Source organism: Polynucleobacter sp. QLW-P1DATA-2, assembly GCF_001870365.1.
In the GTDB taxonomy this organism is placed as follows: Bacteria; Pseudomonadota; Gammaproteobacteria; order Burkholderiales; family Burkholderiaceae; genus Polynucleobacter.
In genome coordinates, this window is the sequence record NZ_LZMQ01000003.1 from 1,181,381 (window position 1) to 1,203,189 (window position 21,809).

The window sequence follows — 21,809 nt, forward strand, 5'->3', positions numbered from 1 at the left end:
TGGAATTTACTCACCACGCTTGATGTGGGCGCGCAACTCAGCGATTTGATCAAGCAAGTCCAAGGCAAGAGCAACTCCAGGTACATTGAGCTCTAAATCATGAGTGAGATGAGCGGCAGTCTTCGCTCTTCTCAAAGAGTCCCCGCCAAAGCGCCAGTCTTGCGGTGAAGATCCAGTTGGACTCAAAACACCTTCAGTCACCCAAGACATGATCATGTCTTCTGGTGTACGTGACGCATGTGAGAGTTCAATAATACTCATATGCACCTCGTTCTCAACAACGCTACCTTCAATCCAGGCGATATTGGTGATGTTAGTTTGTGTCATCGGATCATCCCTTCAAATGGGTTCTAGGATTGAAATCAAAAGCTTTCTCAAAATTTTGATAAGCCTCTTTATGAGTATCCGTGTCTGCGGGCGGTAGGGCGATTGTTGGAACTACGTAGAGATCTCCGGCTTCTGCGCTGGGAATGCCTTTACCTTTAAGACGCATCTTGCGGCCTGCAACCGTGCCTGCTGGAATTTTGAGCTCTAAAGTGGATCCTGCTGGCGTAGGTACGTTTACTGAAGTGCCTAGTGCAGCTTCCCATGGCGCCAATGGAGTATCAATGTACACATCTTTGCCATCAATGCGATAAATCGAATTGGGATGGAAATCAATCTCGAGATAGAGATCGCCTGCAGGCCCCTCACCAACACCAGGACCACCTTGACCAGAGAGCCTAAGGTTCTGTCCCGCTTTAATTCCTTTTGGAATGCTCACATCCAATTTGCGCTCTTGCGTGCTGACATGTCCATTGGCATCCTGGGTTGGCATATGTAATGCAATTGTGCGTTTGGCGCCGTTGTAAGCATCCGCCAGATCAATCAAAATTTTGGCGTGGTGATCTTGGCCTTTGAAGTTCATGCCCTGGCGTGTGTGACCACCTTGACTGCCTCGACCGCCTTGACGATGTTTGCCTCTGCCAAAAAGAGATTCAAAGAATTCGCTTTGATCGCCTTCAAAGCCTCCGCCGTAACCAGGATGGCCACCACCATAGCCATCATCTGCGTATTCAAAACCTTCATTCCAGTTTGGAGGAGGAGTGAAGTCCTGGCCATTTTTCCAGTTAGCACCAAAGCGATCGTAAGCTGCGCGCTTCTCGGTGTCTTTTAAAACCGCGTAGGCTTCACCAAGTTCTTTGAATTGCTCTTCGGCACCAACTTCTTTATTGACATCTGGGTGATATTTGCGAGCTAGCTTGCGGTAAGCCGCTTTGATTTCTGCCTCGGTGGCCGTACGGGCAACACCGAGGGTTTCGTAGTAATCCCTAAATTTCATAAGCCTGTATTAATCCTGAATACGTGGTGGATTAATTCTACAGGCGTATTAGCTCATCACACCAATTTGCCAGGGTACAAATTCATAATCCCCAAGACCCAAAAGCTCGCTCTTGGACGGTTCGCCTGAGGCAGTTCTAAGGAATAGTTCAAAAATACGTTGACCCATCTCCTGAACGGAGACGGTGCCATCCAAAATCTCTCCGCAGTTGATGTCCATATCTTCAGTAAGTCGTTGATACATGGGGGTATTGGTAGCTAGCTTGATGCAGGGTGCAGGCTTAGAGCCGAACATGGATCCACGGCCAGTAGTGAAGGCGACTAAATTCGCTCCCCCTGCAATTTGACCAGTAGCAGAGACTGGATCAAAGCCAGGGGTATCCATAAATACGAAACCTTTTGTGGTGACGGGCTCTGCATATTTGTAGACTTCCATGAGTGGACCAGTGCCCCCTTTCATGGAAGAGCCTAAAGATTTTTCAAAGATATTGGCAAGGCCGCCAATTTGATTCCCGGGGCTAACTTGACCGTTAATCTGAACATCCCGACCTACGGAGTATTCGTCTTTCCACCAACGAATGCGTTTGATGAGTTTTTCACCAATCTCTTTGCTAGCTGCACGACGGGTGAGAGTATGTTCAACACCATAGATTTCTGGGGTTTCAGACAAAATTCCGGTACCGCCATGACGAGACAAAATATCAATTGCCGCACCTAACGCTGGGTTAGCAGTAATCGAAGAGAAGCCATCAGAGCCACCGCATTGCAGGCCAACAGTCAGATGACTTGCAGATACAGTCTCACGCTTTGCTTTATTTGCTTCTGGCAATAAAGCTTTTACCGCCTCAATACCTGCTTCAATTGTTTTGCGAGTGCCGCCAGACTCTTGCATGATGAAGGTATGCAAGTTAGTTCCTGCCTGAAGGTCTTCTTGTTCCATCAAGCCTTTAAGTTGGTTGCGTTCGCAACCCAAGCCAACGATGAGTGCTGCAGCTAGGTTAGGGTGGCGAGCATAACCAGCCATAGTACGGCGAAGCAATTGCATTGGCTCACCACTCATTTCCATGCCGCAACCGATATCGTGACTAAATGCCACTACGCCATCCACATTCGGAAAATCTTTTAATCTTTCTGGAGTAAACCAATCAGCAATCTTGTTTACAACTGTCGCTGAGCAGTTCACGGTGGACAGAATGCCAATAAAGTTTCGTGTGCCTACTTTGCCGTTGGGTCTCACATAGCCCTGGAATGTGGCGCGCTCTGACTCTGGCAACATTTGGGTTGGCTTGAATTCGCTTGAATAAGCGTAGTCACGATCAAATTCGCGAAACTCGGTATTGTGGCTATGAACCATGGTGCCTGGCTCAATATCGACATTGGCAAAACCGACGGTTACGTTGTACTTTAGGATCGGTTCACCTTTGAGAATCTTCTTCGTGGCAATTTTGTATCCAGCCGGAACTTGGCTACGACTGGTGAAATTTTCACTAGGCACTTCCGTGCCAATACCAACATCAACACGTGCAACCACAATGTTGTCATTCGGATGCAGGCGAATGATCGGACCTATTAAGCGTTTTTCGGAGATTTCAATCATGGATTTCTTTCGTATAGATAGTTTGATTATTCGGCAGTTGCACCAGATTTTTTGACAATGGGGCGCCACTTAGCTACTTCGGATTTGATGTACTCCCCGAGTTGAGCTGGGGTGCTCGTAGCTACTTCAAAGCCTTTGCTGTTGATTTGCCCTTTGATTTCTGGATTATTTAATACATTAATGAGTTGTGAATTGAGTTTATCAATAATCGCTTTTGGCGTATTGGCTGGCGCAACAATCGCATAGACAAGCTCAACTTCATATTTTGGTAAATATTCCGAGATTGCAGGAATCTCTGGAGCATTAGGCGAGCGCTTGAGGCTAGTGATGCCTAAAGGAATTAATTTTCCAGAACGAACATAAGGCAAAGCGGCTGGCGTGCCAACGAGGGCAGTGTCAATTTGGCCACCAAGAACATCGGTTAATGCTGGTGCAGCACCTTTGTAAGGAACGTGAAGAATATCTGTGCCCGCCTGGGTATTAAAGAGTTCGCCACCTAGGTGAAGTGGTGTACCTGATCCTGATGAGGCAAAGCTGACTTTATTAGGATTGGCTTTGGCGTAAGTAATCAACTCAGGAATAGTCTTGAATGGCGCAGAAGGAGTAGCAACAAATAAGAGTGATGACGATGCAACCAAGCTGACTGGCGCAAAGTCCTTAATGAGGTTGTAGTTTAGTTTTTTGTATAAGGTTTCATTGATTGCTTGGGTGCCGACCATCATGAGAAAGAGGGTGTAGCCATCAGGCTTGGCATTGGCAACATATTCTGCAGCTAGGTTAGCGCCAGCCCCAGGCTTATTATCAATAATGATGGGCTGGCCAAGAGTGTCTCCTAGTTTCGGAGCGAAGCCTCTAGCCAATACATCAGAGGGGCCTCCAGCGGCAAATGGGACAATCAGCTTAATAGGCTGAGTGGGATAGTTTTGAGCTTGTGCGCTTACAGCAAGGCAGGTGCTGACAAGCGACAATGCCAAAAATATTTTTCTCATGTAATGTTCTCCTTATTCTGCATCATTATTCTTATTTAATTTCGATTTCAATACTTTGTAAAAATGAAAATTACTCAGGCAAGCATCTTTCCTCTTTCAATCCCGCTTATTGAGCCAATCAAGATGGCAAAAGAGTTCATTACGGATGCCAAAACAGTGTTACTTTGCCTAACTGATGAGCAAGGTCGCCAAGGGTGGGGTGAGGCCTCTACTGCGCCACTCATGACAGGTGAAACTTTGGATAGCCTGGTTGGAAGCCTAAGATATTTAGTTGAAAAGGCACGCGCTATTGAATGGAATGATCCCAAGCATTTTTCCAGCACTTGTGATGGCATTCTGTATGACAACCCCTCAGCAAAATCTTGCCTGCAGATGGCATTGCTCGATTTGTATACCCAGAAAGAATCAATTTCTTTATGGGAGTATCTACGCACCCTTAACAACCAGACTAAAGGCTCTGCGACCACTGAAATTCCTTTGTTGCGTATGCTTGGCGGTACCCTAGACAAGGAAATAGCTGATGCTAAATCCTTTCGCGAGGCTGGCTTTAAGCATTGGAAGATCAAGATTGGCTCTTTATCGCTTGAAGAGGATTTGCATCGCGTCCAAGTGCTGACTAATTTACTTGAGGGTGATGTCGTATCTGTAGATGCAAACGGAGCGATGTCTTTGGACAATGCCATACAGTTTTGCAGATCTTCACAGGCTACTAAATTGTCATTTGCAGAACAATTAATTAATGCCAATTCAGCTTTAACGGATTTTGTTTTGCTCAAGCAACGCTCTCCCATTCCTATAGGATTAGATGAATCTATCCACGGATCTAATGAGATTGAGGAGTTCATGGAGGCGAATGCTCTAGACGGTGCTAGCTTAAAACTCATTAAGACTGGAGGCATACTGGAGGCTTGGAATTGCGCGCAAATATTGCAAAGCCATGATTTGAGTGTGAATTTAGCTTGCAAGGTTGCAGAAACATCACTATCGGGAGCTGCTACAGCTTCGATTGGCTTTGCTATTGGCAATGTTCCTTGGGGATTTAGCATGTCAAATCAATATCTACAGTTTGATATCTGTGATAGACCATTAAGCGCAAAGCATGGCCATCTTGATATCACCCAATTGAACCCAGTGGGCGTTGGCGTGACACCAAACTTGGATCGCGTGAAAGATGCTATAGCCCAAGGTTATTCAATCACTCAATATTAAGCACGTCGAAAGCTGCTTTTAATCTACGAGAATAGGAATCTGAAACCGTTTTAATTTCTTCTGGGGTCCACTTTCTAAAACCTTCACCTGCTTTCATGCCCGTTTTTCCGTCAGCCATGAGTTGCAGCACTTTTGGCGGCAGGGTAGTGATATTCGAAAGCGATGGATAGATCTCTTTAGCAGCATTAGCCATGCCATCCCAACCAGAAATTTCCTTTTGGGTCATTGGGCCTACAGCAGCATAGCGAAAACCAAAGCTATATCTCACGGCATCATCAATATCTGCAGGAGTCGCAATTCCCTCTTGAACTAGTGAGAGTGCCTCTCTCATCAAGGCATGTTGAATGCGGTTAGCTAAAAATCCGGGGATATCTTTTTTAACCAGCACTGGTTTTTTATCAATGGCTCTATATAGCTCGCAAGCTTGCTCAGCATATTTGAGCTCAGTCTTTTGACCCATGACAATCTCTACTAGAGGAACTACTTCAGCAGGCATGAAGTAGTGTGCGCCCATCATGCGATTGGCAGTTTTCAGTCCCTCTGCAATTTTGCTAATTGGGAAGCCAGAGCTGTTGCTTCCAATGGGAATATCTGCCGGTACAACTTGATCAAGATACTGAAATACTTCTTTTTTGAGTTCTAAGTTCTCTGCCACGGTCTCGATGACCCATGAGCATTGATTCCAGTCTTGCCAATCTTCTAATATGCCAACGAATTGCTGTTTCTTAATGTCAGCTTCTTCTTTGGTGGCATTGTCTCCTACCACGTCAATTTTCTTTGCGAGACCAATGGCTTTATCCAAGCAGGCTTCAGCCTTTTCTTTGGATCGACCCAATATCACTACGGGTATGTTTTGGGCGATAAAGCCTGCAGCAATGCCAGCGCCCATGATTCCGGTTCCAATAACTGCAACTGATTTCATGTTTTATAAACCTATACGGTTAAGTAAAAATAATGGATGATCGATTCAGATCAATAAGCACGTAAGATTATCATTATTTGTGGTTTAATAGTTAAATAATAAAACTTACTTATCCGTATAACTTATCCCAGGAGACTGATTTATGACCATGCATAACCCCTTCCAGCCAGTTGAAAAAATCAAAACTGAAGTTTTCTCAACCATGCCTGAGAAATTTAGAAAAAAATCTCGCACCGGCTGGTCTGATCCAAACCGCCAGGGCGCTGAAGTAGAGTGTTTTTTAGAAGGTCCATCCTTTGATCGCGAAGGAAACTTATGGTTCGTTGATATTCCTTTTGGCCGTATTTTCCGTATTGATACTAAGGGTGAGTGGGAACTGATTACTCAATATGATGGCTGGCCAAACGGCATGAAGTTTCATAAAGATGGTCGTGCCTTTATTTGTGACTACAAAGCGGGCTTGCTTGCTTTGGATCCAAAGACTGGAAAGATTGAAACCATCTTGGGTTCTATGTATAGCGAGAACTTCAAAGGTCTTAACGATTTACACTTTGCTTCTAATGGCGATTTGTATTTCACGGACCAAGGACAAACTGGTATTGCCGATCCTACTGGCCGTGTATTTCGCTTGCGCGCCAATGGCCAATTAGATCGCTTGGCACTGAATGTACCCAGTCCAAATGGTATTACCTTGAATACTCAAGAAAAGCATGTTTTTGTTGCAGCTACAAGATCACAGCAAATTTGGAGATTGCCATTGATGGCTGATGGCTCTGTGTCTAAGACTGGCGTAGCTATTCAGTTAACTGGCGGTGTAGCAGGTCCAGATGGTATTGAAATGGACTCAGAAAATGGATTGTTGGTTTGCCATTTGGGTATCGGTATCTGGAGATTTGATAACAATATGCTCCCAACCCATTTGATCTACTCTGAAAATCCACATCATCATCATTTGGCTAATATGTGCTTTGGTGGTGCTGATGGAAAAGATTTGTACATCACCGAATCTTTATCTGGCGATATCTTGAAGGCACGCCTTCCTGTCGCTGGTAAGAAGATGTTTGGACAGTCCTAAGTTGGCAGACCGATTGCCGTTATATAAGACTCTAGCTAATGCGCTAGAGCAGCACATTTATAACGGCGATTGGCCTGTTGGTTCAGTCTTGCCTGCAGAGGCAGATCTATGCAAAAGTTTTCACTCCAGTAGGCACACTTTGCGGCACGCGCTGCAGATTCTGGAGTCTAATGGTTTGATCTTCCGTCGCCAAGGCGCGCCAACACAAGTAGTTTCAAGGCAGCGCTTAAGGCGTTTCACGCAGAGTTTCAACTCGCCAATTGATATCTTGAGTTACTCACGAGATACTTATCGTATCAATATGATTGAGGAGTTTATTGAGTTAGATCAACCCCTGAGTCAAATGGTTGGTGCCCCAGTAGGATCTTCTTGGTATCACATTGGGGGGATGCGTAAGCGCCAAGAGTCTGAGGATGTAATTGCTTGGACTGATATCTATATCTTGCCGCAGTTTGCTTCGCTGACAAAAGATCCGGAGCATACTCAGGTGATGGTCTACGAGCAAATCGAGAAAAAATACGGCGCCAGAATTGAGAGGGCGGAAGTAGATGTGTATGCGGCTCCTGCATCAGCAAAAATTGCTGCTAAGTTAAATCTTGGACCTCACGATTCTTGCTTGGTGATTGTGCGTCGCTATTTTGATGACCAAGATAAGCTCTTTGAGACTACGGTAACCCATCACCCTGAAAATAAATATGTATACAGCATGGAATTTAAAGCGAGCTCCGAGGTCTAACTCACGATGAAATATTTATCTATCGCCCAAGCTGAAGCGTTTATATCAAACGCACTTCAATCCGAAAAGGTTCCAGCTGCCGATGCGAACATCATTGCAAATTTAATGGTGCAGTCTGACTTGGTTGGCGCTGATGGGCATGGCATCTTTCGCTTACCAGCGTACTTAAAAAGGATTCGTGCAGGCGGCGTCAATCTCAACCCCAATATTCATATTGAACGTGAGCAGGGTGCAACAGCGCTGATTAATGGTGATAACGCTCTAGGTCATCTGGTTATGAATAGAGCGGTAGATTTAGCGATCGAAAAAGTAAAACAACATAGCGTGTGCTGGATTGGAAGTCATTATGGCAACCATTCCGGTGCAGCATCAGTGTATGTCCGTAAGTTGGCTGAGAGGGGTTACATCGGCATCTATATGGCCGTAGGTAATGCAAACCACATGGCCCCTTGGGGTGGAATCGATTTATTGTTATCTACCAATCCTATTGCGATTGCCGTTCCTGCGGGCGATGATCCGATAGTGCTCTTGGATATCGCCACGACAGTAGCCGCCTATGGAAAAGTCAAGGTAGCAGCTCAGAAGGGGGAGTCTATTCCTGATGATTGGATGATTGATCGACAGGGAAAACCGATTACCGATCCAAAGAGATCGGCTGAAGGCTCCTTATTGCCGATTGGTGGTTACAAAGGTTATGGCTTAGCAGTGATGATTGGTTTACTTGCTGGTGCTCTCAATAATGCAGCGGTTGGTAAAGGAACTATTGATTTCAATGCGCATCATGATCTGATTACTAATACAGGTCAAACCATCATTGCGGTTGATCCAAGTGCATTTGGTGATAAAGAAGAGTTTGTAAAGCGCGTCATTGCTTTGGTAAATGACTTGAAAAATTCATCAACCCTTCCTGGTGTTAAAGAAATTCGTGTACCAGGTGAGGGTGCAGCAAAGAAAATGGCGGAGAGAATGGCTTCAGGAATTCCTGTAGCCCCCGAACTGCTTGAGGCATTAAATACTTGCGCTAAGGAGTGTGGCATAGCGCCATTGAATTTATAGAATTACTGGAGGAGACAATATGTTTAAAAAATTAATAAAAAACATAGCAATAAGTGTTGTAGTGGTCCCAGTATTAATGGGTTCAGCCTTGGCTGCATACCCAGATAAGCCCATCAAGATGATGATTGGCTATGCACCAGGCAGCTCAACGGATATTGTTGGCAGAATGATTGCCAATGATCTCAGTATTGCTCTGAAGCAACCGATTATTGTTGAGAATCGCGGTGGTGCTGCAGGTAGCTTGGCTGCCGAGGCTGTTGCTAAAAGCAATCCCGATGGTTACACCATCTTATTTGCACAAAATGGCTTAGCAATTAACGTGGCAGCTAATCCAAAGTTGCCATTTAATGGTCAAAAAGATTTGCTTCCTGTAGTAGGAGTGGCTGCTACACCGCACATATTGATTGTGAATAACAATTCACCAGCCAAGTCAGTGGCAGACCTGATTGCTATGTTAAAGGCGGACCCCGGGAAGTTCAGCTTTGGATCTTCTGGAATTGGTAACTCAGATCATATGGCGGGTGAATTATTTTTGGCTACTACTGGCTTACAGGCTATTCACGTTCCATATAAGGGTGGGGCTCCAGCCGCGACTGATTTAATGGGTGGACAGATTGATTTTTACTTTGCTGGTATGCCGGTCGGTCTTCCTTTGTATAAAGGCGATAAGGTCAGAGGCTTGGCGGTTACTAGTAAGGGGCGCTTTAGTGGCGCGCCTGAATTAGTGACGATTCAGGAGGCTGGCGTGAAAGGTTATGAGATGGCCTTGTGGCAAGGGATCTTTGTTGCAGCGGGCACTTCACCTGCCATCGTTAAGCAACTGAACGCTGCCACTCTGAAAATCTTAGAAACACCAGAGATGAAAGAGCGTTTTCAAAAGGCGGGCGTTCAAATTGCCCCGATGAATACCCAGCAGTTCTCAGATCTCTACTTCTCCGATATTGCTCGGTGGAAGGTGGTTATGGAAAAGGCAAAGATTAAGCTAGATTAATTTTCAAAATCGATTAAGAAAATGCTTAGGCGCTGAGGTCAAATACCAAGACTTCAGCGCTTTTTCCATTGGCGATATCTATTTGAGATTCATCTTGAATTAATAGCGCATCTCCAGCATTTAAGTCTTGGCCATTGACGCTGAGCGAGCCTTGAATCAAATGAACATACGCTTTGCGCTTTGGATTTAATGACAGTGAAGCCGCTTGATTGCCATCAAAGAGGCCCGCATACATCTTCGCATCCGCAGTCATACTAACTGAGCCATCCTGACCATTAGGCGAGGCCACCAAACAAAGCTTTCCTTGCTTGTTTGCTGGCGGAATGGTTTTCTGTTCATAGCCAGGCGTGATTTCTAAGGCATTCGGTTCAATCCAAATTTGCAAGAAATGGGTTGTTTGATCTTTTGCATGATTGAATTCGCTGTGGGTTACGCCGGTGCCTGCACTCATGCGTTGCACATCTCCTGGCGGAATACCTTTGACATTGCCCATGCTATCTTCATGCGCCAATTCTCCGGATAGAACATAGCTAATGATCTCCATGTTCCGATGACTATGTTTGCCAAACCCCATTCCTGGTGCGACGCGATCCTCATTGATCACTCGTAGATTCCCCCAGCCCATAAAACGAGGGTCGTGGTACCCAGCAAAGGAGAAGGAGTGAAAGCTCTTGAGCCAGCCATGGTCTGCGTAGCCTCTATCTTGGGATTTTCTGAGAAATAGCATGTATTTAGCGCCGTTTATATCGTTAAGTTAGGAATAAGGACATTATCATTAGCTTTTACGATATTTGCCAACTGGTAGCGCATGGGAAGCTTTAAGCAGAATACGCAAGAAACCTTTTTAGGAATTTCTGAGACCGCTCGGGAGAACTGGGGGGACTTCGTTCAATTTTTGAAGGAAGCTTGGCCGCTATTGGCTTTATTGCTTGTGATTTTGATGGGAATCTGGTGGTATGCTGATCCACCGCCACCAAGACATGTGCTGATGGCTACTGGATCGCCTGGTGGGTCCTATGAGGAGCTCGGTAAAAAATATGCAGAATTCTTTGCGAAGAAGGGCGTTGTGCTTGAGCTTGTGCCCTCCATGGGAGCCGAAGAAAATATTGCCCGCTTAAGCGACCGTAAAGATCCAATTCAGGCTGCATTTGTACAGGCTGGTGTTGGACACCCAAAAGATGTTAGCGGCATTCAGTCATTAGGTTCAATTGGGTATGACCCGATTTGGTTTTTCTATAACGGACCTGAATTACCGCAGAGTGATTTTTCAATTGTTAATCAACATGCGAAATATTTTTCAAATCGTAAAATTTCTGTTGGGATAAAAGGTAGCGGAACCCATGAGCAAGCGATCCATATTCTGACTGCGTCAGGAATGGATAAAGCAGGCCTGCAATTGGTTCACTTGCCTGGAGAGCAGGCTGTTAAAGCTTTGCAACGGGGTGAGATCGACGGAACCTTTATCGTAGATGCCTTTGAGGCACCCAACGTTCAGGAGTTGCTCAATGATCCCAAGATTCATTTGGTGACCTTCAGGCGTGCAGCTGCTTATGCCAAGCGTATTCCTTTCTATCATATTTTAGATGTGCCTGAGGGCGCTTTTGACTTAGGGCGTAACTTTCCGAGTGAAGATATCAAGTTATTGGCCACTTCCACGAATTTATTAATTGACGATCGTATGCATCCAGCGATCCAATTTTTATTTCTTGAGGCTGCTAGAGAGATCAATGGCAAGGCTTCTTTCTTTGCACATAGAGGTGAATTCCCCTCCTTCAAAGATTCTCTTTTTCCAGAGAGTCCAGTAGCGGTTCACTACGAGAAAAATAATTACCCCTTACTCTCCGCGTATTTCCCATTTTGGGCAGCTGAATTTATTAGCCGTCTACTCTTTGTATTGTTGCCATTCTGTGTGCTTGCTTACCCTGTATTGCGGGTACTGCCAAGCTACCGCATGCGCTTGATGTATAACAAAATCAACCGCCTATATGGAACGTTGAAAACATACGAACAAGATTTATTAATGGGCTTTTCTGCTGAGAAACGCGATGATTATTTAAAGAAGCTCGATCTGCTGGAATATCAGGCTTTGAACATTCAAGTCTCTAAGCGCCTGGCGGGTGACTACTACGCCTTGCGCACTAGTATTGATTACGTGCGCAACTGTTTAAATCGAGGAATGCACCCTTATCAATCGAATGAAGAGCCTCAGCCCTATCAATACACTGACGGTGTTGACCCCGACCTTTAAAACCAGACTTTTTTATTCATTATCGTTATTTCTACTAGGGAACTTGAAGGACGCGTAACGCACTACTGCATTGGCTAATGCCAAAATGAGAATAGTGATGCCCATGAACAAAATGGCCATGTCTGCCTCATGCTTGGTATTTACGAGATCGATAATCAAGCGGGTAACTGCTGTGATGGCAACATAGATCAAGAAGCGCACAGGCATGTGATTGGTCTTGAAATAAATGCCCACCATGGCACCAATCTCTAAGTAGATAAATAGCAGCAATAAATCTTCAATTGAGGCTGAGCCCTTGCTGACCATTCCTAAGAATGCAACGGCTGCTGACCATACGGTGGCAGCGCCAATTCCAAATAGGGCGATACGATGAAACAGAGAAACAAATAAGTTGCCAATGGGGACTGTCCACTTTTCAATGGCGTCTTCTAGCTTAGTGGCATCTTTTGGTGAGGTAGGGGTCATACTCATAAAGCCTCCAGCGTTCTATTGATGGATCTCAGTATATTTCTCAATTCGGAGAAGTAAATCAAAAAAGAGGCGCAAAGGCCTCTTTTTTTGCAAGAGTTGACTTTCGTCAACCCAGGGAGTCCGCCCAGATATTGTGCGCCCACCCCCATGCATAAATACCTTCAAGCGCACTAGGCCCTGGTGACACCCCGCCAGATCCGTGGACGGGCTTGAAGGTTTTCTCAGCAGTGATGTATTGGTGAACGCTATCAACGTGGATAACATCCGTGGCATTGACGAAGCTGTAGCACGCATTGGTTAAAACAGGTGAGGGATTAATTTCCCAATCATTAAGTTCGGCAACGATAGCCGCTGCTGCAACTTTGGCTTGTTGATTGGCCATATGCCCAGATTTTGGCATTGCATTTGCTACCTGAATTGAATCTCCCAAGACGTGAATATCTTTTTGTGCAGTAGATTCGAAGTTCAGAAAGTTCACGTTTACCCAGCGACCATTAGAGTTGGCCAGACCAGTTTTGACTGCAATCTCACCTGCACTCATAGCAGGCAATATATTTAAAACATCTCCCTGTATTTGATCTTGGATTTCAAACTTCACAGTTTTAGTCTTTGCATCTACTGCAATCACATTGTATTGGGGGAGGTATTTAATAATTCCAGCGTATTGTTCAGCCCAGACCTTTTTAAATAAAGCAGCCTTGGTCAATACATCCTGGTTAGCATCGAGGATCAATACGGTTGATTTCGGCTTGTGTTGCTTGAAATAATTTGCCACTTGACAGGCCCTCTCATAGGGTGCGCTGGGGCACCGAAAGGGCGCTTCAGGAATGCTAAGAATGAAGGTTCCACCATCACGCATCGCCTTCAATTGTTGATAAAGCGCAACAGTTTCAGGTCCCGCTTTCCAGGCTTGTAAAGTAGCACCTTGCCTATTCGCTTGTGCAAGACCTTCAATGGAGTTGGTTAGCATGCTGATACCGGGGGAGAGCACTAATTTGTCATAAGAGAGTGTCTTTCCATTGCCAAGTTCCACTAGCTTTCGATGGGCATCAATCTTTATAGCGCTGTCCTGAATAATGTTAATGCCGTGAAGTTTGCTCAGATTGCTATACGGAATAGTGATATCAGCCAGCGTACGCGATCCTCCAACAACGAGATTGGAGAGAGGGCACGATATAAAGGCGGCATTTGGTTCTATTAAGGTAACCTTGGCCGTGTTATTTGAGAAAAGGCGCAGGTATTTGGCAGCTGTTGCTCCGCCATAACCACCGCCAATGACTAAGATTTCTGCCTTGGGTATATTCGCGCGCGCTTGAGTTGAAAAGCCAGATAGTAAGCCTAGAGCAGCAGCACCCTGTCCAATGAAATGTCGACGATTCATGATGCCCTTTATTCTTTTTTGCCGAGTTGCTGGGCGATGATTTCGATTTGCTCTTCAGAATAGCCCCGCATTAGTTGGGGCATGATTGTGCCCTCAAGAGCCCCAGACTTATAAGCCTTGAGTTGAGCTAGCATTTGCTCGCTAGTGATGTTGTTAATTAAGGGCATACCTCCGTCCACAACGCCTTTGCCATTAGTGCCATGACAATTTGCGCAGGTTGCTGCAAGACTGCGCTGATAGAGCGTAATAGCCTGGGGAGACTGGGAGTGACATAGAGTGGCAAAGGCACATAGGCTGCTGAAAAGGCAAGTGGCTATGGTCTGCCGGATCCGTCTTACTTGCAAAAAAATCATCTTCATCCTATTTTGTTACACCACTGTCTGTAAATACTATGCTCACTCTATCTTAAACAAGAAGTATCAAAAAGGTGGGTTTGAACACAAGCCCTATAAACTATAGGGATGCGTGGCTCATTTACCCTTCGATACGCCTTCTTAAGCCTGGTTTTGGCAATATTTGCCTATTTATATGGATTAGATAGTCGTTTTGCGCCTAAAAATGGTGATGAGTATCCCTACATGCACATTGTTCGCATGACAGCTGATGCTGGAAGCTGGTTGCCCCTTCAGTCCCAAATGGATGGCATCAAAAATACCAAGCCACCTCTGATATTTTGGCAAGGTATTGCGAGCACCCATTGGGCAAGTCAGTGGAGCTTGGAGTATCTACGTTGGCCGAGCGTGCTCTATACGGCCTTAACAGCCTTCTTTTTATTTTTAGCTGTGCGTCGCTTTAGTGGAAAAACGCAAACAGGATTTTTAGCCGCCTTAGTATGGTTATCCTTTTTTGCAACGTACCGCTATGGCCGTCCTTTTCTAACGGATCCTCCGGAAGTCTTTTGGATCAGCCTGCCATTTTTGGCCATCTTGTATTGGGGAAAGAGTGCCTTTGAATCTAAATTCTTTTTTCCAGTGCTGGCTGGTATCTGTTTTGGTTTGGCGCTCTTTGCTAAATCATTTGCCTATATTGCACCTGCCACCTTAGCCCTGGGTTTGTATTACTGGCATTGGCGACAATGGCGCATTTCTCAAACACTGATTCGTGATCTGTATAAATTAGTGTTTGTAGGGGTACTGGCCTTAGCAGTATTTGCTGTGTGGTTTGCGCTTGATCCCCAGCCGGAGGCGGTTTGGAGGGAGTTTGTGTTGGGTGAGAATGCTGGCAAATTTACGGCACGAAGCTCCAATTACTTATTAGATTTCGTCCGAGGTGGCGATAGCATTTGGATGCTCTTGCTCACTACGCTTGCCAATGCGGGATTATTTACTTTTGTTTTGATCTCAACGCTGATGCAATGTTGGCGTGAGCGTCGTTTTCTGTCTGCAGAGGAAGTTCTACTCTTGCTGCTGATCGCTGCATTCTTTCTTGTCTTTTCTTTGCCAAGCCAGCGTTCTGGCCGTTATCTTTTGCCAGTTATGCCGGCGTTTGCTACTTTAATTGCATTGCATTGGGATCGTTTGCCATTGTGGGGATTCCGGATTGCTTTGTTATTGCAAGTCCTTGTTTTAGGTCTCTTAATTTGGCTTGGTCTGAATTTGCAACTCTCTGGTTTTATGGGTGAGGCTGGGTCATGGATGTATAGCCCAATTCATTGGGTGTTCATGGCGATTAGCGTAGCCCTCGTCATCATCGGCTTCATCAAACGAGAGCAATGTAAAGCATTTGCCCTCATGGGCTGTTTTCTGACTTACTGTGCACTCACCAGTAGCTTAAGCCCCCTGGAGAGTCAGTTGGGGCGTTTCTCAGCGGCAAGCATTGCGCAAGTGCAGGGTAAGGATGTCTGGATTCCTTGTGACTACCGCGCTAAGGACGAGGAGTATCGCTTACTCATTCCGGGGGCCCAGCTGCATGGTTATCTTGCAAAAGATGCAGGAAATGTGGATGGTCTTACTAAAACCTATCCTCTAGTGGCGGTTCAGGCTCCATTGGGCGTTACTCCCGTCATCTGTGAGTCATGTCAGGTTATTGGTCAAAGAATGGAAATGAGGGCACGTCATTCTGACGAAGAAATTAAAGCAATGCTGTTAGGTCATATTGGCGAGCATCTTTTTGTTACTGAATATTTGATTGCAACACCCGTTTCTAATCCAGACCTTTTGAGTGCGAAGGACGCTTGTAGATGAACCGCGTCATTGCCCTATGTTTTTTATTGCTAGCTGCTGTGCTGGGTTTCATCCACATTGAAGGCCATCCTGCGTGGGCGCCATTTGCGATTCCAGAAGTCGCTCAAATAGAATCTGAAGAAGTTCAATCAGACTCCAAGCTGGGAGCATCTAAGCTCAAGTTGGTAACTCAGTCCGCAATAGCTGCCCCAAGAGCTGATTGGGTGCCTGACACTGGCGTCGCTTCAGTGCATGCTGCATCCTTAATTGCCTTAAAGGATGGAAACGTCAGAGCCTTTTGGTTTGCTGGTAGCCGAGAGGGTGCAGCTGATGTGGTGATTAATTCTGCGGTATTTGATACTAAGACAAATGCCTGGAGCACACCTGTAGTAGTGATGGATAGAGTCGCTGCAGAAAAGGGTTTGGCGCGCTATATCGCTAAGTTAGGCAATCCCGTCCCCGCAAGATTGTCGGATGGCCGACTGCAACTATTTTTTGTCACCGTTTCGATTGGTGGTTGGGCGGGAAGCTCTATCTCAACCATCTTTTCCGATGATGAGGGCTCAACGTGGAGCCGTCCTCAGCGCTTGATTACTTCACCATTGATTAATTTAAGCACTCTCGTGAAGTCACCCGCAGTCCAGTTTTCTGATGGCCGCTTAGGTTTACCGGCTTATCACGAGTGGATTGGGCGTTTTGGCGAATTCTTGAGATTGGACGCTGCTCAAGTGATTGATAAGCGGCGCATGAGTTCTGGCCGAAGCGCTATTCAACCGCTAGTGTTTGTCAACGCAGCCGAAGATGCCACTGCTTATTTCCGTCAAACAAGAAGTGCGGGACAGGCAAAGCAAATTCCCGTAAGTCATACTCAAAATGCAGGGCAATCCTGGCAATCTGTGAGTGATCTTGAAGTAGCTAATCCCAACTCTGCTGTAGCTGGTTTAACACTTCAGAGTGGCGCGCATTTACTAGCTTTAAATAATATCGAAGCAGGGCGTCATCGTTTGGTTTTGCTGATGAGTGATCCGAAGGTGGGGCAATGGCAGGTGATAGATGTGCTGGAAGATGATGAAGCGTTACCAAATGAGCAGCGCAAGGAATATTCCTATCCTTATTTAATGAGTGCCACTGGTAATGATGCCCATCTGGCCTACACCTGGGATCGCAAAAAGATTCGACATGTCTATTTCTCGAGTGCGTGGCTGACTCGAGCTTTTAGTCAGTTGCCACAGCAATCTAGCGCCCAATCCATGCCCGATTCTAAGGAGGCTCCATGATGAATAGCCTCATGCAAACTTTTGCATTGCTAGAGATGTCGATTACATGCTCTCTGATCCTGATTTGGATTCTCCAGAAAATTGCACAAGAGGTATTCCCATTTATCGTAAAAGTATTGCTTTTACTGATACTCGCTAATCTCTTTTTCTGGCCATTGGGCATGTCTCTTGAGCTACCTTTAGCAGCTTACGTGCGAGGTGTGACTGGCGACCTCAGCATTGTCACCACATTATTGTTATGGAGCACCTTGGTACACAACAATAAATCTACGCCAATTGCAGTGAAGTTTGTCATTCTGATAATTGCCCTTGCTTTTTATCCTCTTGCATTAGGTCTTGGCATGCATGATCCATACGCATGGGGTTATGGCTCAATTACCTTCTTGTTGTTTGTACTTCTACTCGCTCTAATCTGTGGGCTGGCCAATTGGAGCAAAGGCTTTTGGATTGTTGGTTTGGCCATCATCGCTTGGAGTGTCCATTGGCATGAGTCTGCCAATCTTTGGGATTACCTTTTAGACCCGTTCTTGGCTTTATGGGCATTCTGTTCATTGTTTGCTGCCGTTCTTGCTAAACGAAAAGAAAAAGCCCGCTCTGGTTATTTATTTAGACCAGGTTAATTCTTGCTCAAAAACAAAGTAGTAAAGTAGAGTGAACCGAGTAAGCTATTTGCAGAGATGAATACTGAGGCAGACATGAGACAGGAAGGTCATAAAAATATTTCAGCACTGAAGAAAAAGAGCTTACTTCTAGGCTTAGTTATTGCCTGCGGATCTCTTCTGGATGGATGTGTCATGAACCCAGGCCCTTATCAACCGAATGGATATTATTACCCTCAGGGATATATGCAAAGCGGGGGCTATGGTAGTCCTGGCTACACTCAAGATCCAAGCTATAACGCTGGACCGCAAACGATTTCTTCAGCGCAATTGGAATCATTGGTTTCTCCTATAGCGCTTTATCCAGACTCTTTACTTTCGCTGATGTTGCTGGCTTCGACTTATCCACTGGAAGTGGCGGAGGCGCATAACTGGCAAATGAGTAACGCTTCCTTGAAGGGCGATGCCTTGCAGAACGCACTTAAGGCCCAGTCGTGGAACGATAGTGTGAAATCGTTAATGTCGTTTCCAAAAGCATTCAATCTGATGGGTAAAAAATTACAGTGGACTCAAAACTTAGGAAATGCCTATAAGTTACAAGCCGCAGATACTATGAAGGCGGTTCAAGCTTTAAGAAAACTCGCTGTTAAAGCAGGCACCCTGAAGTCCAATAAGCAAATTACCGTAACTACGGATGCAAATGGCAATATCTTGATTGCTCCGGCGAATGCCAAAGTGGTTTACATCCCAAGCTATAACCCCACTGTAGTTTATGGGCCATGGCCATACCCCGAATACCCGCCATATCCTATTTATGACCCAGCCTGGGGCCTCATGGATTTTGGTTTTGGCTTTGCTGTTGGTGATGATTTTTGGACTTATCCAAATTGGAATAATGGCACGATTAATTCCACGAACATCAATCCATCTGGGCGCATACCTTCTCGCCCCGTTATTGGGCCAGCAAACATTGTGAATCAACAACGCTTGCTCAATGATTGGCAAAACAAAGCAACCCCGGAGGAGAAAGAGGCGGCTCGCATCGATGGCCAGCGTGCCAACAATGCGTTCCAGAAAGATGCCACTCCCCAAGAGAGAAATCAAGCGGCTCGCCTAAATCAGGAGGCGCGCAACGATGCGCAGATGGATAGGGCTGATCCAAATATCTATCGTGAGGCTGCTCAAGAAAATGCCCTACGCGAACAAGCGCGTTTTGATGGTGATCAAGATCGCTCACGTGGCTTTGGCGGAGGTCATATGGGTGGCTTTGGCGGTGGTGGCGGTGGCTTTGGCGGCGGCGGTCACATGAGTGGGTTCAGTGGTGGCGGTGGCGGAGGTCATATGGGCGGCTTCGGTGGTGGCCATATGAGCGGATTTAGGCGTTAACATTTATTAAGAGAAAAGAGTTATGAAAACATTACCGGTAACATTCATACTAATTGCATCCATTCTTTCTTTTGCTCCGAGTGCATTTGCGCAGAAAGATCTTCCTGCAGATGATGCTAGCACTGCTGCTTTTGTAGAGCTCTGCAAAAATCCCGCTGATGAACCAGGGCGCAGTTTTTGTTTTGGCTTTGGTGAGGGCGTCTATCAGGGGTACTTAGCAAATCGCCCTTCAAATTCTAAGTCAACCATCTGCTTTGCAGATAAAAACGAGACTCGCAATGAGGTCCTGCAAAAGTATCTGATGTGGACTAAGGCTAATCCTCAATTCAATAAAGATAAAGCAGCAAAAACTTTAATGCGCTTCTTTAAGGATAATTATCCTTGTAAGTAAGATTTCTACACAAGAAAAAAGCCAGCGAGATGCTGGCTTTTTTGTTTTCAGAGGCGATTCTTAGTCGGCGTAAGCGCCAGCCTTACGAATCACAGGACCCCATTTATTAATTTCTGCTTCAAGATGTTCTTTGAGGCCATTAGGAGTTCTTTTAGCAGGCGGAACAATTTCAATGTTGGACTCTGCTAAACGCGCCTTGATTTCAGGATCATTTAAAGCAACGTTGAGTGCTTTATTAATTTTGTTCACAATTGCTGGAGGTGTGCCTTTAGAAACGTACATGCCATGCCAGACCTTCACATCAAAACCTTTTAGACCTTGCTCATCCAGGGTGGGAATATTTGGCAGGGCTGCTAGACGTTTTGGTGTCGTTACTCCATAGGTTTTTACAGAACCTTCTCTGATGTAAGGGATTGTCTGGGTGGTTTGATCACAAAGCAAGTCGACCTGACCGCCCAGTAGATCAGTTAAAGCGGGGCCAGTGCCCTTGTAAGGGACAGTGGTGAGCTCAACACCCTCCCGAGACATGAACAGAAGGCCGCATAACTGTGAAACAGCACCAGGGCCTGCATTTGCTAAGGTAACTTTCTCTTTGTTGACCTTGATATAGGCTTCTAACTCTTTAAAGTTGTTAGGCGGAAAATTTTTACGACCCAAGATGACCATGGGCACATCAACTACTTGGCCAACGTATTCAAAATCCTTCATTGGATCAAATGGCAGTTTTTTATAAAGTGCTGGAGCAGTAGCCATCCCCATGTGGTGAATAAAGATCATGTAGCCATCTGGAGCAGAGCGTGCCACACGGGTTGCGGCAATCGTGCCGCCTGCGCCAACGGTATTTTCAACGATGACGGTTTGGCCCAAGTCTTTACCCATTGGAATGGCGATGAGTCTTGCAACCGCATCAGTTGGGCCGCCAGCAGCAAAGGGCACTACCAATGTGATGGGTTTATTTGGATATGGGTCGGCCGCAAGTGCATTGCTAGCAAACATCGCGACAGTAACAATCGCGCTGAAACCTGCCAGTAGTGATGAGCGTAATTTCATGATCAGTCTCTTATATTGGTTATCAAGAACGTATATGGCTTACGTTTAATGAAGCTATTTTGCCAGTTTTTAAATGTTCTGAGGCCAATAAGAGATTAGTGTTTACCAGCAAGTGCAAGCGTTCTTCTGGCTAACAAGACTACGGGGCGGTCAATCATTTTCCCGTCTAGCTTCACTGCGCCCCCTTTTGAGGCATGGTCAGCCCCGACTACCCTGTGGGCCCAGGCAAGTTCCTCCGCTGTTGGCATAAAAGCAGTCTGAACAATCGCCACTTGTTTTGGATGAATACAGAGTTTTGCACCAAATCCCATGCGTTTGGCGCGCTCGGCATCCTCTCTAATGCGTGGGAGGTCATCGGTAGACGGTGTAACCCCATCAATAGGAGGGGCAATGTTAGCCAAACGGGAGGCTAATACGATTTGGTATCGAGCAGTTTGAAGCTCAGTTTCTTGTAGATCACAGATCATGCCAAGGTCAGCTTGTAAATCTAAATTACCCAAGGCAAGTCGAAGAACTTGATTGGCATTGGCAATCTCACGCAAATGATCTAAACCTAGCGCAGTTTCAATCATGGGAATGATGGCGGTATGGGGTAACAGTAGCGCTGCACCATTAATTTGATCAAGAGATTCGCTCTTGGGAATCAGTATGCAGCTTACTTGTAATGCTTGCGCCAGTATTAAATCAGCGGAATAAAACTTGGTACCAGGTGAATTGGTGCGGATAACCAAACGTTTCTTTTGCTCATCAGAAAATGTAGGCCATGCAGCCCGAATGGCGGCACGCGCAGTCTCTTTATCCTCTTCTGGAACCGCATCCTCTAAATCCAATACAACTGCACCGGCACCACTATCGAGAGCTTTAACAAAACGCTCAGGACGCGTCCCTGGAACGAATAAAAGGTTACTGCTAAAGCCTAGTGGGGTATCAAGTGGATTCATGTAAGGGA

The 21,809-nt window shown here is 45.7% G+C and carries 22 protein-coding genes; 11 read left to right on the forward strand and 11 right to left on the reverse strand.

What is annotated here, in order from left to right:
• Positions 1-6 precede the first annotated feature (6 nt).
• Genes A9236_RS08715 through A9236_RS08730 form a run of 4 tightly spaced genes read right to left on the reverse strand, consistent with a single transcriptional unit; the run spans position 7 to position 3,906 of the window.
• Complete coding sequence (locus A9236_RS08715) at positions 7-327, reverse strand: chaperone modulator CbpM (protein WP_071467844.1); 321 nt, start codon at positions 325-327, stop codon at positions 7-9.
• 4 nt (positions 328-331) lie between these two features.
• On the reverse strand, positions 332-1,321 hold the full coding sequence (locus tag A9236_RS08720) for a DnaJ C-terminal domain-containing protein (protein ID WP_071467845.1): 990 nt from the start codon (positions 1,319-1,321) through the stop codon (positions 332-334).
• Positions 1,322-1,369: 48 nt separating this feature from the next.
• Positions 1,370-2,917, reverse strand: a complete 1,548-nt coding sequence (locus A9236_RS08725; protein ID WP_071464990.1) for a UxaA family hydrolase — start codon at positions 2,915-2,917, stop codon at positions 1,370-1,372.
• A gap of 26 nt (positions 2,918-2,943) precedes the next feature.
• A complete protein-coding gene (locus tag A9236_RS08730; protein WP_071464991.1) occupies positions 2,944-3,906 on the reverse strand; it encodes a tripartite tricarboxylate transporter substrate binding protein in 963 nt (320 codons plus the stop codon).
• A 63-nt stretch (positions 3,907-3,969) separates the two neighbouring features.
• Between A9236_RS08730 and A9236_RS08735 the strand changes: the two genes are divergently transcribed.
• Positions 3,970-5,115, forward strand: a complete 1,146-nt coding sequence (locus A9236_RS08735) for a mandelate racemase/muconate lactonizing enzyme family protein (protein WP_071467846.1) — start codon at positions 3,970-3,972, stop codon at positions 5,113-5,115.
• Here A9236_RS08735 and A9236_RS08740 read toward each other — a convergent pair.
• Positions 5,102-6,037, reverse strand: a complete 936-nt coding sequence (locus A9236_RS08740) for a 3-hydroxyacyl-CoA dehydrogenase family protein (protein WP_071464993.1) — start codon at positions 6,035-6,037, stop codon at positions 5,102-5,104. The two genes, A9236_RS08735 and A9236_RS08740, sit on opposite strands and share 14 nt — an antisense overlap.
• 142 nt (positions 6,038-6,179) lie before the next feature.
• Here A9236_RS08740 and A9236_RS08745 point away from each other — a divergent pair, with 142 nt between their 5' ends.
• The 4 genes from A9236_RS08745 to A9236_RS08760 are packed head-to-tail and all read left to right on the forward strand — an operon-like array spanning position 6,180 to position 9,895.
• On the forward strand, positions 6,180-7,112 hold the full coding sequence (locus tag A9236_RS08745; protein WP_071464994.1) for an SMP-30/gluconolactonase/LRE family protein: 933 nt from the start codon (positions 6,180-6,182) through the stop codon (positions 7,110-7,112).
• Between the two features lie 13 nt (positions 7,113-7,125).
• Positions 7,126-7,848, forward strand: coding sequence for a GntR family transcriptional regulator (locus tag A9236_RS08750; protein ID WP_143070602.1), 723 nt, complete (start codon positions 7,126-7,128; stop codon positions 7,846-7,848).
• Positions 7,849-7,854: 6 nt separating this feature from the next.
• Complete coding sequence (locus A9236_RS08755) at positions 7,855-8,904, forward strand: Ldh family oxidoreductase (protein WP_071464996.1); 1,050 nt, start codon at positions 7,855-7,857, stop codon at positions 8,902-8,904.
• Positions 8,905-8,923: 19 nt separating this feature from the next.
• Positions 8,924-9,895, forward strand: coding sequence for a tripartite tricarboxylate transporter substrate binding protein (locus A9236_RS08760; protein WP_071467847.1), 972 nt, complete (start codon positions 8,924-8,926; stop codon positions 9,893-9,895).
• A gap of 25 nt (positions 9,896-9,920) precedes the next feature.
• Here A9236_RS08760 and A9236_RS08765 read toward each other — a convergent pair whose 3' ends face one another.
• On the reverse strand, positions 9,921-10,622 hold the full coding sequence (locus A9236_RS08765; protein ID WP_071464998.1) for a pirin family protein: 702 nt from the start codon (positions 10,620-10,622) through the stop codon (positions 9,921-9,923).
• Positions 10,623-10,703: 81 nt separating this feature from the next.
• Here A9236_RS08765 and A9236_RS08770 point away from each other — a divergent pair, with 81 nt between their 5' ends.
• Complete coding sequence (locus tag A9236_RS08770) at positions 10,704-12,143, forward strand: TAXI family TRAP transporter solute-binding subunit (RefSeq protein ID WP_071464999.1); 1,440 nt, start codon at positions 10,704-10,706, stop codon at positions 12,141-12,143.
• A gap of 12 nt (positions 12,144-12,155) precedes the next feature.
• Here A9236_RS08770 and A9236_RS08775 read toward each other — a convergent pair whose 3' ends face one another.
• From A9236_RS08775 to A9236_RS11460, 3 genes are all read right to left on the reverse strand, one after another.
• Complete coding sequence (locus tag A9236_RS08775) at positions 12,156-12,614, reverse strand: phosphate-starvation-inducible protein PsiE (protein ID WP_143070603.1); 459 nt, start codon at positions 12,612-12,614, stop codon at positions 12,156-12,158.
• A gap of 106 nt (positions 12,615-12,720) precedes the next feature.
• A complete protein-coding gene (locus A9236_RS08780; RefSeq protein WP_071465000.1) occupies positions 12,721-13,995 on the reverse strand; it encodes an NAD(P)/FAD-dependent oxidoreductase in 1,275 nt (424 codons plus the stop codon).
• An 8-nt stretch (positions 13,996-14,003) separates the two neighbouring features.
• Entirely contained in the window at positions 14,004-14,354 is a 351-nt protein-coding gene (locus tag A9236_RS11460) for a c-type cytochrome (RefSeq protein ID WP_236639034.1), read from the reverse strand.
• A 102-nt stretch (positions 14,355-14,456) separates the two neighbouring features.
• Here A9236_RS11460 and A9236_RS08790 point away from each other — a divergent pair, with 102 nt between their 5' ends.
• From A9236_RS08790 to A9236_RS08810, 5 genes are all read left to right on the forward strand, one after another.
• Positions 14,457-16,178 (forward strand): glycosyltransferase family 39 protein, encoded by a 1,722-nt coding sequence (locus A9236_RS08790; RefSeq protein WP_071465001.1) that lies wholly within the window; start codon positions 14,457-14,459, stop codon positions 16,176-16,178.
• A complete protein-coding gene (locus tag A9236_RS08795; RefSeq protein WP_071465002.1) occupies positions 16,175-17,434 on the forward strand; it encodes an exo-alpha-sialidase in 1,260 nt (419 codons plus the stop codon). The genes A9236_RS08790 and A9236_RS08795 overlap by 4 nt, the downstream gene beginning before the upstream one ends.
• The gene (locus A9236_RS08800) at positions 17,431-18,054 is read left to right on the forward strand and encodes a hypothetical protein (protein WP_236638804.1); all 624 of its coding nucleotides are present in this window, start codon (positions 17,431-17,433) and stop codon (positions 18,052-18,054) included. The genes A9236_RS08795 and A9236_RS08800 overlap by 4 nt, the downstream gene beginning before the upstream one ends.
• A gap of 75 nt (positions 18,055-18,129) precedes the next feature.
• Positions 18,130-19,419, forward strand: a complete 1,290-nt coding sequence (locus tag A9236_RS11170) for a DUF3300 domain-containing protein (RefSeq protein WP_201721769.1) — start codon at positions 18,130-18,132, stop codon at positions 19,417-19,419.
• Positions 19,420-19,441: 22 nt separating this feature from the next.
• A complete protein-coding gene (locus tag A9236_RS08810; protein ID WP_071465004.1) occupies positions 19,442-19,810 on the forward strand; it encodes a Rap1a/Tai family immunity protein in 369 nt (122 codons plus the stop codon).
• A 60-nt stretch (positions 19,811-19,870) separates the two neighbouring features.
• Here the strand turns inward: A9236_RS08810 and A9236_RS08815 are convergent, their stop codons facing one another.
• Positions 19,871-20,860, reverse strand: a complete 990-nt coding sequence (locus A9236_RS08815; RefSeq protein ID WP_071465005.1) for a tripartite tricarboxylate transporter substrate-binding protein — start codon at positions 20,858-20,860, stop codon at positions 19,871-19,873.
• Between the two features lie 95 nt (positions 20,861-20,955).
• Positions 20,956-21,801 (reverse strand): CoA ester lyase, encoded by an 846-nt coding sequence (locus tag A9236_RS08820; RefSeq protein WP_071465006.1) that lies wholly within the window; start codon positions 21,799-21,801, stop codon positions 20,956-20,958.
• Between the last annotated feature and the right edge of the window lie 8 nt (positions 21,802-21,809).